Source organism: Paraburkholderia translucens, assembly GCF_020881035.1.
Lineage (GTDB): Bacteria > Pseudomonadota > Gammaproteobacteria > Burkholderiales > Burkholderiaceae > Paraburkholderia > Paraburkholderia translucens.
Window position 1 is genome coordinate 304,629 of sequence record NZ_JAJITC010000008.1, and the last position, 13,854, is coordinate 318,482.

General features: G+C 66.7%; 10 protein-coding genes. 2 read left to right on the top strand and 8 right to left on the bottom strand.

All coding sequences use genetic code 11. From position 1 onward, the window contains the following. Positions 1-40 precede the first annotated feature (40 nt). Positions 41-1,444 (top strand): CoA transferase, encoded by a 1,404-nt coding sequence (locus LJ655_RS17545; protein ID WP_230562503.1) that lies wholly within the window; start codon positions 41-43, stop codon positions 1,442-1,444. An 11-nt stretch (positions 1,445-1,455) separates the two neighbouring features. Here the strand turns inward: LJ655_RS17545 and LJ655_RS17550 are convergent, their stop codons facing one another. After that, entirely contained in the window at positions 1,456-2,202 is a 747-nt protein-coding gene (locus LJ655_RS17550) for a GntR family transcriptional regulator (protein WP_230562504.1), read from the bottom strand. A gap of 195 nt (positions 2,203-2,397) precedes the next feature. Between LJ655_RS17550 and LJ655_RS17555 the strand changes: the two genes are divergently transcribed. Further along, positions 2,398-3,243, top strand: coding sequence for an aldo/keto reductase (locus LJ655_RS17555; protein ID WP_230562505.1), 846 nt, complete (start codon positions 2,398-2,400; stop codon positions 3,241-3,243). 90 nt (positions 3,244-3,333) lie between these two features. On the opposite strand, the gene LJ655_RS17560 is transcribed toward LJ655_RS17555, so the two are convergent. From LJ655_RS17560 to LJ655_RS17590, 7 genes are all read right to left on the bottom strand, one after another. Continuing rightward, a complete protein-coding gene (locus LJ655_RS17560) occupies positions 3,334-3,795 on the bottom strand; it encodes a Rap1a/Tai family immunity protein (RefSeq protein WP_230562506.1) in 462 nt (153 codons plus the stop codon). A gap of 610 nt (positions 3,796-4,405) precedes the next feature. Beyond that, positions 4,406-6,595, bottom strand: a complete 2,190-nt coding sequence (locus tag LJ655_RS17565; RefSeq protein WP_230562507.1) for an ABC transporter ATP-binding protein — start codon at positions 6,593-6,595, stop codon at positions 4,406-4,408. Continuing rightward, the gene (locus tag LJ655_RS17570) at positions 6,592-7,497 is read right to left on the bottom strand and encodes an ABC transporter permease (RefSeq protein ID WP_230562508.1); all 906 of its coding nucleotides are present in this window, start codon (positions 7,495-7,497) and stop codon (positions 6,592-6,594) included. The genes LJ655_RS17565 and LJ655_RS17570 overlap by 4 nt, the downstream gene beginning before the upstream one ends. Further along, positions 7,494-8,522, bottom strand: coding sequence for an ABC transporter permease (locus LJ655_RS17575; protein ID WP_230562509.1), 1,029 nt, complete (start codon positions 8,520-8,522; stop codon positions 7,494-7,496). The genes LJ655_RS17570 and LJ655_RS17575 overlap by 4 nt, the downstream gene beginning before the upstream one ends. A gap of 29 nt (positions 8,523-8,551) precedes the next feature. Then, positions 8,552-10,228 (bottom strand): ABC transporter substrate-binding protein, encoded by a 1,677-nt coding sequence (locus LJ655_RS17580; RefSeq protein WP_230562510.1) that lies wholly within the window; start codon positions 10,226-10,228, stop codon positions 8,552-8,554. Between the two features lie 1,058 nt (positions 10,229-11,286). Further along, the gene (locus LJ655_RS17585; protein ID WP_230562511.1) at positions 11,287-11,424 is read right to left on the bottom strand and encodes a hypothetical protein; all 138 of its coding nucleotides are present in this window, start codon (positions 11,422-11,424) and stop codon (positions 11,287-11,289) included. Positions 11,425-11,832: 408 nt separating this feature from the next. Continuing rightward, positions 11,833-13,854 (bottom strand): hypothetical protein (locus tag LJ655_RS17590; RefSeq protein ID WP_230562512.1); only part of this gene is annotated, 2,022 nt, incomplete at its 5' end.

A 13,854-nucleotide genomic window follows, 5' to 3' on the forward strand; every position in this document is an offset into this window, starting at 1 on the left:
TCACCTGCTTCCTGTCCGCGCGACCCGCGCGCCCGATGCCATGACGCCCGAACTCGCCCTCAAGCATATCTGGACCCTCGCCGGCTGCGATCCGGTTGCGCTGCACAGCGTGTCGCTCGCCGGCGCGGACCCCGGCTTGCCGTCGGTCTATCGCGTCGGCAGTCTCGCAGCGGCGACGATCGCCGCGACGGGCCTCGCCGCCGCCGAATACTGGCGCTTGCGCAGCGGCCGCAGGCAGCAGGTGTCGGTGCAGATGCGTCGTGCGCTGGCGGCGTTTCGCAGCGAACGCTATCTGCGGATCGACGACGGGCCGCCGCCGCTTCTGCGCGATCCGGTCACCGGCTTCTATGAAACGGGCGACGGCCGCTGGATCCAGCTGCATACGAATTTCGCGCATCATCTGCGGGGCGTGCTCGACGTGCTTGGCTGCGATCAGGGACGCGAGCCGGTGGCGGCCGCGATTCGCGGCTGGGAGGGCGCGACGCTTGATCGCACGCTCGCCGATGCGGGACTGTGCGCCGCATTGATTCGCACGCCAGACGAATGGGCGGCGCTCGAACAGGCCAAAGCCATCGCACGCTTGCCGCTGTTCGAGATCGAACGCATCGGCGATGCGCCGGCCGAGCCGCCGCAACAGGCCGATGCCGACACCGGCATCGACCGCCCGCTCTCGGGCGTGCGGGTGCTGGATTTGTCGCGGATCATCGCGGGGCCGGTGGCCGGGCGCGCGCTCGCGCATCATGGCGCCGACGTGCTGGTCATCAACGGGCCGCATCTGCCGAACATCGCGCCGCTCGTGATCGACAACGGCCGTGGCAAGCGTTCGGCGCTCGTCGATCTGCGCGACGCGGCCGGCTGCGACACGCTACGCGGACTCGCGCGCGATGCCGACATGTTCCTGCAGGCCTATCGTCCAGGCGCGCTCGCGGCGCGCGGCTTCGGGCCGGAGGACCTCGCGCGGCTGCGGCCCGGCATCGTCTATGTCTCGGTGTGCGCGTACGGGCATACGGGGCCGTGGGCGCAGCGACGCGGCTTCGATAGTTTGGTGCAGTCGGCCAGCGGCATCGCGTGGACCGAGCGCGCGGCGGCGGGCTCAGCCGAGCCACGCCATCTGCCGTGTCAGGCGCTCGATCACGCGACCGGTTATCTGGCCGCGTTCGGCGCGATGGTCGCGCTCGCGCGGCGGGCTCGCGAGGGCGGCAGTTGGCATGTGAAGGTGTCGCTCGCCCAGACCGGGCGGTGGCTGCAGTCGTTCGGACTGCTGGCGGATGGGCAGCGGTCGCCCGAGCTGCTGCTCGACGAGGTGCGCGATTGCGTCGCGACCGTGCAATCCGAATTCGGGCGCGTGCTCGGCGTTCAGCCTGCGGAGGAACTGGCGGAAACGCCCGCGTTTTATGCGCTGCCGCCGGCGCGCGTCGGCGCGCACGAAGCCCGGTGGGCGTGAGGCGCCTGGGCCTACTTCCTTAGCTCCGCGACGAAATCGTAGTAATCGTTACGGCAATACGTGTCGGTCAGCTCGATCGCCCGCTGATCCGCCGTATAACCGACGCGTGTGATCAACAGCAATGCGTCGTTCGGCGCGATGCTCATCTGCTGCGCGATCTCGTCGCTCGCGTTCACCGCGCGAAAGTGCTGCAACGCGCGCACGATCGTCAGTCCGCGATTTTCCAGATACGTATAGAGCGAATCGCCGATTGCCTGCGGATCGGGAATCACGGCGGCTGGAAACGTCGAGTTCTCGACCGCCATCACGATGCCGTCGGCAAGCCGCAGCCGCCGCAGCCGCGTGACCGCCGCGGCCGGCGACAGACCCAGCTGGATCACCTCGTCGCGATTGGCCGGCGAGATTTCGCGCGACAGCCATTTCGAACTCGGCGTGAAGCCGCGCCGCCGCAGCATTTCGCTGAAGCTCGACAGACGCGACAACGGATCTTCGTAGCGCGGCGTGATGAAGCTGCCCGCGCCCTGAGTGCGGCGGATCAAACCCTGCTCGACGAGCAGCGCAATCGCCTTGCGCGACGTGATGCGCGACACGCCGAGCGCCTCGGACAGCACGCGCTCCGAAGGCAGCGCCTCGCCGGCGTTCCAGCGGTTTTCGTGGATCGCATTGCCGAGCTTGCGGGCGAGTTGCAGATAGAGCGGTGTGTCGTTTTCCGGGTCCGGGCGCAGGTCGCGCCAGCGGTCTTCCGAGGCAGAAGTCATGGGGCTCACGCAAGATGGGCAAGCGGCAATTTTAAAACATCGGCGCGTCCCGTTATAGCGGGCTTTTACCGGGCGCGCCGCCGCGCGGCCGCCAAGCCGCTAAACTCGTCGCTAAGTTTCACGTCGCCGGCGTTGCAGGATGAGGCGGCGTGTAGTCGCATCGCATCGGGACCGAGGTACTGTCGAGGAGTCAGCATGACGAGCGAAATCAGAAGCGTGAGCCTGCCTGGCGGCGAGCGCATTCCGGCCCTGGGGCAGGGCACGTGGGAGATGGGCGAGCAGCGGGCACGGCGCGCGGCGGAAATCGATGCACTGCGCTGCGGTGTCGAACTCGGCATGACGCTGATCGACACCGCCGAAATGTACGGCGACGGCGCGACCGAGTCGCTGCTCGGCGAAGCGCTCGCCGGTTTGCGCGACAAGGTGTTTCTCGTCAGCAAGGTCTATCCGTACAACGCGAGCCGGCGTGGCGTGATCGCCGCGTGCGAGCGGAGTCTGAAGCGCCTGAAGACGGACCGGCTCGATCTGTATCTGCTGCACTGGCGCGGTTCCGTGCCGCTCGCGGAAACCGTTGACGGCTTCGAGGCGCTGCGGCGCGCGGGCAAGATTCGTCACTGGGGTGTGAGCAACTTCGATACCGGCGACATGGAAGAACTCGTCGCAATCCCGGGCGGCGACGCGTGCGTAACCAATCAGATCCTGTACAACGTCGCGCGGCGCGGGCCAGAGTTCGATCTGCTGCCGTGGCTCGCCGGGCGCGGCATACCGGCGATGGCGTATAGCCCGGTCGATCACGCGCGCCTGCCGAAACGCTCGCCGCTCGACGACATCGCCGACGCGCGCGGCATCTCGGTGTTCCAGGTGGCGCTCGCGTGGGTGCTGGGCCAGCCCAACGTGTGCGCGATTCCGAAGGCGGCGCGCGTCGAGCACGTGCGGGACAACCATCGCGCGTCGCACCTGGTGTTGGAAGCCGGCGAACTCGCCGCGCTCGACGCGTACTTCAAGCCGCCGCGCGGCAAGCGTGCGCTGGAGATGTTGTAAGCCTCGGCGCCGCCGCCCGTTGCAAAGCGGCGGCGCGCGAGGCGAGGTGCGCTGCGGGCGTTAATGATGCCGCTCACGCTGACGATGCGCTCACGTGCAGGCGTGATGCTGATGCACGGAGCCGAGCACGGCGACTTCGGCGGGCGTGTGCTGCAGCGCGTCGTCCGGGACCTGCGCGGCGTCGGCGAGGAAGTCGTCGACGATCGACGACACCGGCACATCGCGCAGGCACAGCGACACGCGTTGCATTTCGTTGGGGGGAAGCGTGGCGCGCTGGGCGAGGAACAGCACGCCGTATTGATAGCCGTGGATGATGCCGCGGATCGCGCCGACGCACTGGCCTTGCGCGACGTTATCCTGGCGCTGTTTGCAGCTCTGCACGAGTGAGTACGCGGAGAACGTCGGGTCGATCGGGGGCGCCGCCTGCGACAACGTTGGCGCCATCGGCTGCGCGGGCGTTTGCGCATTGGCGAGCGATGCAAGGCCCAGGGCGGCCGTCATCAGCACGGCGGCTGCCATGCGGGTTGCGGCGGGAGGAACGCTTCGATGCATGTCGTGGGCCCTCATATCGAACGATGAATCTGATATGAGGCGGTCGTCTCGGATTGGTTCCATAACACTCGCCTGCAATGGGGTTGTGTTTCCGCCGCACCGCTCGCCGAAGGCAGGTCGGCCGCCCCGGCCGGCCTCGGGCCGCGACGCCCGACCGGGTGGAGCGGGACATCACCGTCGTTGCCGGCGGATAGCGGACAGTATGCCGGGACATGTCGCCGGCGGGTAGAGCGCGGATCTCGTTGCACCCCGAGTGCGTTCTGTCGAAGTTGTCCGTGCGTCGCTGCCGCGCTGATCGTGCGATCTCGCGCCGTCTCGTGAGGGCGCTCGTCGTGCGGATGTGCGCGGCGTCGCGCGCCCGGTTTGACTTCGAATTTCTGGCCACCATTCACCAATATCCATGTAGCGATATCCATGCCATGCGTCGCCAAGCCTTGATGCGACGCGGGCGGTCTCGGGAGGTGCCATGCCCGCGCCGGAAAAAAGCCGGAAAACGTTTCGATGATGAAACACGCGGCCGAAGAAGCGTGTTTCCGCGCGGGATTCGTTAAGGAAGTCGGCCTGAAGCGCGATGCAGTTTCGTGCGAAGCCGATCGGCTTCGGATCGGCGCTAACCGGTGCTGCCCGACGTGTCGCCCGAGCCACCGCCGGTGGTCGGGTTGGCCGCGTTGTCGCCGCGCGGTTCGCTTTGCAGCGCGCGCAATGTCGCGACCGGAATGTGGCAGCGAATCCGATGCGCCGAAGACTGGTCCGCCGCACCGCCCGCGTCGAGAAACGGCGGGTCCTGCTGCTCGCAGATCGCGCCGAGCTTGCGCGGACAGCGCGTGTGAAACACGCAGCCCGATGGCATCGCGCCCGGTTCCGGCAGCTCGCCCGCGAGACGGATGCGCGCGCGCCGAAGCGGCTCGCCGGCCGCTCCGTCGCCCGGCAGCGTCGGCACGGCGGACAGCAGCGCTTCGGTATAGGGATGTTGCGGCCCATCGAACACGGCCGCCGCCGGACCGATTTCGAGCAGCCGGCCGAGGTAGAGCACCGCGATGCGGTCCGACACGTAGCGCACTACATGCAGATCATGCGAGATGAACACATAGCTGACGCCGCGCTCGCGCTGCAGATCAACGAGCAGGTTCAGGATCGCGGCCTGCACCGACACGTCGAGCGATGAAGTCGGCTCGTCGCATACGACGACACGCGGCTCGCCGGCGAACGCCCGGGCAATCGCGACGCGCTGCTTGAGGCCGCCCGATAGCTGGCGCGAGCGCGCGTCGAGATACCGCTCGGGCAGCCGCACGGCGTCCGACAGCGTGCCGAGCCGTTCGTCGATCGCGGGCCCGCGCAACGCAGTGAAGCGGGCGAGCGCCCGGCCGATCATCCGTTTGACCGAGTGCGCGCGATTGAGCGCCGAGTCGGGATTCTGGAACACGATCTGCAGCGCCTTCAGCTGCTCGTCGCTGCGGCGCGTGACGCGCGCGGCGAGCGGCGCGCCGTCGAGTTCGAGCGAGCCGCCGGCATCGGGCGCGAGCAGGCCGAGCATCAGCCGGGCGAGCGTCGTCTTGCCGCTGCCCGATTCGCCGACGAGGCCGAGCGTCTCGCCGCGCGCGAGTTCGAGCGATACGTCGTCGACCGCGCGCAACGGGCCGCCGGATAGGTGAAATGTTTTCGACAGGTTACGCGCGCGCAGCACCGGCGCGGCGTGCGCGCGCGGCGGCGCGCCGGGTGACGCGCAATGCGAAGGCGCCGCGCTCGACGCCGCATGCGGCAGCTCGATCGCGCGCTCGTGATAATGACAGCGCGCCATCTGATCACCATGCGCGGCGCCGAGCCGGTAGGGCGGCGGCGCGTCGCGGCGGCAGCGCTCGTCGGCGAGACGGCAGCGCTCCGCGTAGATACAGCCCCGCGTGACCGAGCCCGGCAGCGGCAAGCCGCCCGCGATCGTATCGAGCCGCTCGCTGTCCCTGCTGCGTCCGGCCGTGGGCAGGCAGCGCAGCAGCCCCACCGTGTACGGATGGCGCGGCCGGGCGAACACGTCCTGCGTTGCACCTTCCTCGACCAGCTTGCCCGCGTACAGCACGCCGACGCGTTCACACATGCTTGCGATCACCGCGAGGTTGTGGCTGATGAACAGCACCGCGGTGCCGAGCTCCTCGCGCAACTGCGCGATGAGGTCGAGCACTTCCGCTTCGACGGTCGCATCGAGGCCGGTGGTCGGCTCGTCGAGAATCAGCAGCACGGGGTTCGATGCGAGCGCCATCGCGATGACGACGCGCTGCTGCATGCCGCCCGATAATTGATGCGGATAGCTGTCCATCACGCGCTCGGGCGCCGCGATGTGCACGCGCTTGAGCATGTCGAGCGTGCGTTGCAGCGCCTCGTCGCGCGCCACGCCGGCTGCCTCGAATGCTTCGGAGACCTGACGGGCGATCGTCAGCGAGGGATTGAGCGCGCGCCCCGGGTCCTGATAGACCATCGAGACGGTGGTCGCACGCATGCTGCGCAGCGCATCGGCGCCGAGCTTCTGCACGTCTTCACCGGCGATCACGATCTTGCCGGCCTTCACCTTGCCATTGCGCGGCAAATAGCGCACCGTCGCCATCGCGACGGTCGACTTGCCGCAACCGGATTCGCCGACGAGCCCGTACGCCTCGCCACGCCGTACACGAAACGACACGTCCTGCAGCACTTCACGATCGCGTCCGCGAATCCGGTAGGTGACCGTCAGGCCGACCACGGTCAGCGCATCGGTGCGATCGCTTTTCGACACGTCGAACGCGGCGAACGAGGAGGGCGGCGGGCCGTTCATCGGTCGAGCACTCCCTGCACGCCGTCGGCGACCAGATTGACGCCGACCACCAGCGACGCGATCGCGCCGGCCGCGAACACGACGGTCCACCACGCGCCGCCCGCCATCAGCGTGTATGACTCCGACAGCGCGAGACCCCAGTCGGCGGACGGCGGCTGGATGCCGAAGCCGAGAAACGACAGCGTCGCGACCGCGAAGATCGCATAGCCGAGCCGCACGGTCGCCTCGACGACGATCGGCGGCAGCACGTTCGGCAGGATCTCCGCGAACATGATGTACGGCGCGCGTTCGCCGCGCAGCTGAGCGGCGGCCACGTAGTCGAGATGCCGCTCGGCGAACACGGCGGCGCGCACGGTGCGCGCGGTGATCGGCGTGAACGTGATGCCGATCACGAGAATCACCGTGAAGTTCGACGCGCCGACCGCGGCGAGCGCGAGCAGCGCGACGATCACGAGCGGCAGCGCGAGCACCGCGTCGATGAGACGGCCGATCACGTCGTCGACCCAGCCGTCGAAATAGCCCACCAGCAGGCCAAGCGCGGTGCCCGCCGCCGTGCCGAGCAGCGTCGCGAGCGGCGCGATCGTCAGGATGTCGCGCGCGCCGACGATCACGCGCGAGAACACGTCGCGGCCGAGCTGATCGGTGCCGAACCAGTGCGCGCGATCGGGCGGCGTCAGCGAATTGAGCGGATCGGATGCGTACGGATCGAGATGCACGAACCACGGCCCGGCAATCGCGCAGACGATCCACCACGCGACGATCAGCGCGCCCACGATGAAGGTTGGCGAGCGCAGCAGTAAAAGCAGGTGCGGGAAGCGCGGCTCGACGGCCGCGCGGGGCGCGGAGCCCGGGGCAGGCGGGCCTGGTGGCGTCGACGAAGCTGGCGGCACGGTCGTATTCATTCGGTGGTCCTCACCCGCAGCCGCGGATTGAGCAGCACATGCAGGGCATCGGCGGCCAGATTCGCGAGCGTGTAGACGACGCCTATCGCCAGCACGCCCGCTTCGAGCATCGGAAAGTCCTTCGCCTTGGCGGCGTTGTAGATCAGCGAGCCGATGCCCTGGTAGTGGAACAGCGTCTCGACCACCACGAGCCCACCGATCATGTAGCCGAGCTGGGTGGCGGCGACAGTGATCGTCGGCAACAGCGCGTTGCGCAGCACGTGCCGCCAGATCACGATGTGGCGCGGCAAACCCTTGAGGATCGCGGTGCGGGTATAGTCGGCGTCGAGCGCCTCGACGGTGCCCGCACGCGCCATCCGCGCGATGTAGCCGAAGAACACGAGAACGAGCGGCAGCACCGGCAGCAGCAGATGCCGCAACTGTTCGGGCACGTTCGCGTCGGGCGCAAACGAGGCTTCGATCGGCAGCCAGCGCAGCCATACGCCGAACACCAGAATCAGCACGACCGACGACACGAACTCCGGCACCACGGTCGCCGACAAACCGGCAATGCTGATCGTGCGATCGAGCCAGCGCCCCGCATGCATCGCCGACCACACGCCGCCCGCGATGCCGAGCGGCACGACGACGATGAACGCGAGCAAGCCGAGCTTGGCCGAATGCACGAGCGCATCGGTGATGAACGGCCCGACCGGTTCGCGGTACGCATACGACATCCCCATGTCGCCGCGCACGAAATGCGTGATCCAGTCGATGTACTGCGTGAAGAGCGGCCGGTCGGCGCCGAGCTGATGATCGAGCGCGGCGACCGCGCGCGCATCGGCGAGCGGCCCGAGCACCGCGCGGCCGATATCGCCAGGCAGCAACTGGCCGCCCGAGAACACGATCAGCGACAGCAGCCACAGCGTGATCAGCGAAAGACCGGCGCGCGTCGCCAGAAAACGCGCGACGCGGCGCGCGTTGCCGTTGGTCGTGCGCGGCACACGCGATTGATTCGATGCGGGAGAGGGTGCCGGAGCCGACATCGGAAATTCTCCTGCGCAGAGCGCGATGCTTACGCGCTCAACGTCGCGCGATCGAAATACAGTTGCGCGAGCGCGGTGAAGCGCACGCCGTTCACGCCCTTGCGCATCGCGATGAGCTGATCGTAGAAGAACGGAATGATGAGCGGCGTTTCGTCGAGCAGGAGTGTCTGGATCTGCCCGGAGATTTTCCTCTGCGTGGCGAGATCGATCGCCGCGACGAACTGCGCGACGAGTTGATCGTATTGCGGATTCTTGAAGTGCGCGGCGTTCCACGTGCCGTTGCTCGTCAGCGTTGCGTTGAGGAACACGTTCGGCACGCCGCGATGGCCGTAGTCGGTGATGCCGAGCGGCGAGTCGAGCCAGTCGGACTTGCCCGGCGTGCCCGCGCCGTAGTAGAGCGATTGGCTCTCGACCTTCAGGTTGATGCGCACGCCGATCGCTTTCGCGGCATTCTGCACGACGACCGCGAGGTCGGGAATCTCCATGTATTTTTCGGTGGTCAGCGTGACGTCGAAACCATTCGGCATGCCAGCCTGCGCGAGTAGTTGCTTCGCCTTCGCAACGTCGATCCTGCGTTGCGGCACGCCCGCGTCCGATGACGGGAACACCGGCGCGAACGGGCTGTCGTTGCCGAGTTGCGCGCGGCCCTTGAAGAGGCCGCGCACGAGCACGTCGCGATCGAGCGCCAACGCGAGCGCTTGGCGCACGCGCTTGTCCTTGAAGAGCGGGCTGTCGTTGCGCATGTGAATCTGCCGATGCGCGCTCGACTTGACGCCGACCGCCTTGAAGTCCGGATTGTTCAGGATGGCCGCGCCGCCTTGCACGGTGAAGGTGCCCATCACGTCGGCCTGATGGCCTTGCAATGCGAGCAGTTGGGCCTGCTCGTCGGCGTAGAACGAAAACTGTACGCGTTGCGGTAGCGCTTTGTCGCCCCAGTAGTCGGGATTGCGCACGAAAGACGCGCCGACCTTCGGCTGATACTTTTCGAATTTGAACGGACCGGTGCCGATGAAACTCTTTTCGTAATTGCCCGTGAAGTTCGCGGGCAGTATCACCGCGTTGAAATTATCCGAGGAAACGTAGTACGGAAAATTGCCGATGGGCGCGTCGAGATGAAACTCCACCGTGTGTTCGTCGACGACCTTCGCGCCGCCTTTCGACAGCACGCCCTTTAGCACCGATAGCGCGGCCGAGCCGCTCGCGGGATCGGCCAGGCGGTCGAAGGTGGCGACCACGTCTTTCGCGCCGAAGCTCTGGCCGTCGTGGAATTTCACGTTCTCGCGCAGCTTGAAGGTCCACACGTCGCCCTTGTCGTTCGGCTTCCATGACAGCGCAAGCGCCGGTTTCAGCATCAGCTTCTCGCTGTCGTCGTCGATCAGGAATTCGCCGGTCTGATTCAGCAGCGCGAGACTCGCGGCGTCGGTCACCGTTAGCGGATCGACGGCGCCCGCCGGCGTCAGATGCGCAACGCGGATCGTCTGGTTCGACGCGGCCGGCGCACTTTGCGCCCGCGCTCGCGGCGTGCCGAGCAGGCCGCCGCCCGCGAGCGACAGGCCGATCACGCTCGCATGCCGCAGCAGTTCGCGGCGCGTGATGCGGCCGGCGAGAAACTCGTCGAGGGCGTGATTGCCGTAGGCGTCGGCGGTGGTGCGGGTTTCGTTCAGTGCTGCATCGAGGGCGAGAAATCGGTCCGCTGGCGTTTTCATCGATGGTGTGTCCAGTCCGTTCTGTTGCCGGTTCAAAAGCGTCGCGCGAGCCGCACGACTGCGCGAAGGCAGCGTGCTTTCCGATGGACGGCGCGTGGCGGCGGGGGCGCGCTCGCGAAGCGGAAACGCTGCGCAAAGCGGTTTCAGTGTAAGCGATTGCGGGGGGCGATGGCGCGCCGCCCGTGCGCCGCACTGACCGATCGGCCCGCAAATGACGCGCGGTGTGTCGTCGTCACAACAGTTACCCGATGCGTGCACGCAAGAGGCGGTCGCGATTTCGGACGAAATGGCAGAACGGTAGGAGGCGAGATACGTCTTCGAACTCCTTGAGCTGGAACCCTTGAAGAAACCTACGGTGGAAAACAGTCTTTCCGTGGACCAGACCGGCTGGGAAAGAGCTGATGTCTTCGGCGGCCTCATCGACCATTCGACATGGGGTGGCCTGTTCTCGAACAAGCCCGCTCTGCATCAAAGCATCCCTCGACCGGGAGCGCAGCTTCGAACCGTTGCTGTTTCCCGGGTACGACGACGCTTTGCATGCTGTCGGCGAAAGGATCGGCGAGCGTCCGAGGAAGGCACTGAACTACGAAGACGTAGCCGAACGGTTCGAGCAGACTATCGCGTCCATCGATTGTGTTCACCCTCAGACACGGGATCTCACACAGCGTCAACAGCGGAACCTACCGGCAAGGGGCATCAGTCCGGGCGTACTTCGTAGGAGATCCGAAGCGACATCTCGGGAAGAATTTCAAGCTCCGCCGCCACCGATTCTTGTTGCCCAAGGATAGTTCACCGGGACCTCAACGCGACAGCCTTTTCGGACATTCCCTAACAGCTAAGTCGGTTGGTTGCCCTGGCTGATTTTCCAGCAGGACGCCGTTTTCGTTCCAGTCCTAATGGAAAGCGGATCGGTCCGGTTTCGTTTTCCGGGGCACTTATCAAAAATGAACGTAGATGAATCCGGTGGCAACCGGGTCACGATTTTCTTCATCCATTTGCTGGCCAGCTGGGCCAGCGCGCCCACTCCAAGTGAAAGGAACATTATTGTGAGCACGAGTTCAGTGAAGCTGGCCGTTATCGACGGTAGCACGATCAAGCAGACGGTCGAATTGCGCGATTCCGCGCGAGGCGCACCCGTTCATATCCGCGCCATCAAAGGTGGCAAGTTCATTCTGGCCCACAACGATACCGGCCATGCTCCTCAAAACATTACCGTTCGCCGTTCCGGCAAAAAGCTTCTAGTCAGCTTGGAAGGGACGGAGCTCGACCAACCGCAACTGATCATCGAAGACTTTTACGGCAATGAAGGCGAACTGATCGGTTTGGGCGAAGACGGGGCGTATCACGAATATATCGCTTCAGACGGCGAGCATGACCATGAGGCCGCTTTCCTTGCGGACGGCACCGACTCGCCGCTGGTGCTGGGCGCGCAGCAACTGAACGGGTTTAACGCGAATGTCGCAGCCGCGCCTGGTTTGGGGTTGGCCGGTCTCGGTCTTTTGGGTCTGGGTGCGCTCGCAGCGCTGGGTGCAGGGATTGCTGCTGCCAGCGGCGGTAAGAGCGGTGGCTCGGGGGGTGTAGCGACAGCCGAGGATGCGCACACGTCACCGGGTGAGCAAGACGATGCCGATGCGGATGCTGACGCCGACGCGGACGCGGATGCTGACGCCGACGCGGACGCGGATGCTGACGCCGACGCGGACGCGGATGCTGACGCCGACGCGGACGCGGATGCTGACGCCGACGCGGACGCGGATGCTGACGCCGATGCGGATGCTGATGCCGATGCCGATGCCGACGCGGATGCGGATGCGGATGCGGATGCCGATGCCGACGCGGATGCCGATGCCGATGCCGATGCCGATGCCGATGCCGATGCCGATGCCGATGCCGATGCCGATGCCGATGCCGATGCCGATGCGGATGCCGACGCGGATGCGGATGCCGACGCGGATGCGGATGCCGACGCGGATGCGGATGCCGACGCCGATGCGGACGCTGACGCTGACGCGGATGCGGATGCCGACGCCGATGCGGACGCTGACGCGGATGCTGATGCTGATGCTGATGCTGATGCTGATGCCGATGCGGACGCGGACGCGGACGCGGATGCGGATGCGGATGCGGATGCTGACGCGGACGCGGATGCCGATGCGGATGCTGATGCCGATGCGGACGCGGATGCGGATGCTGACGCGGATGCCGATGCTGACGCTGATGCGGACGCTGACGCTGATGCTGATGCGGACGCGGACGCTGATGCGGATGCCGATGCAGACGCCGATGCGGATGCGGATGCTGACGCCGATGCGGATGCTGATGCCGATGCCGATGCTGATGCCGATGCCGATGCCGATGCGGACGCTGACGCCGATGCGGATGCTGACGCGGATGCGGACGCTGACGCTGACGCCGATGCCGACGCCGACGCCGACGCCGACGCCGATGCCGATGCCGATGCCGATGCCGATGCGGATGCGGACGCTGATGCGGACGCAGATGCCGACGCGGATGCTGATGCCGATGCGGACGCGGACGCTGATGCGGATGCCGACGCGGATGCGGACGCCGATTCCGATGCAGATGCCGATGCTGACGCGGATGCTGATGCCGATGCTGACGCGGATGCCGATGCGGACGCGGATGCGGATGCGGATGCTGACGCGGACGCGGATGCCGATGCGGATGCTGACGCCGATGCGGACGCGGATGCTGATGCCGATGCCGATGCTGATGCGGACGCTGACGCTGATGCGGATGCCGACGCGGATGCGGATGCGGATGCGGATGCGGATGCGGATGCGGATGCGGACGCTGACGCCGATGCCGATGCCGATGCCGATGCCGATGCCGATGCCGATGCCGATGCCGATGCTGACGCGGATGCGGATGCGGATGCGGATGCGGACGCGGACGCGGATGCGGACGCGGATGCGGATGCGGACGCGGATGCCGATGCGGATGCTGACGCCGATGCGGATGCTGACGCCGATGCTGACGCGGATGCTGATGCCGATGCGGACGCGGACGCGGACGCGGATGCGGATGCTGACGCGGACGCGGATGCCGATGCGGATGCTGACGCCGATGCGGACGCGGATGCTGATGCCGATGCCGATGCCGATGCTGATGCGGACGCTGACGCTGATGCGGATGCGGATGCGGATGCGGATGCGGATGCGGATGCGGACGCGGATGCGGATGCGGATGCGGATGCGGACGCCGATGCCGATGCAGATGCCGATGCCGATGCCGATGCCGATGCCGATGCTGATGCTGATGCGGATGCCGATGCCGATGCTGATGCTGATGCGGATGCTGACGCGGATGCCGATGCTGACGCTGATGCGGACGCTGACGCTGATGCTGATGCGGACGCGGACGCTGATGCGGATGCCGACGCGGATGCGGACGCCGATTCCGATGCAGATGCCGATGCAGACGCAGATGCCGATGCGGATGCTGATGCCGATGCTGACGCGGATGCAGATGCCGATGCGGACGCGGACGCGGATGCGGATGCGGATGCTGACGCGGACGCGGATGCCGATGCGGATGCTGACGCCGATGCGGACGCGGATGCTGATGCCGATGCCGATGCTGATGCGGACGCTGACGCTGATGCG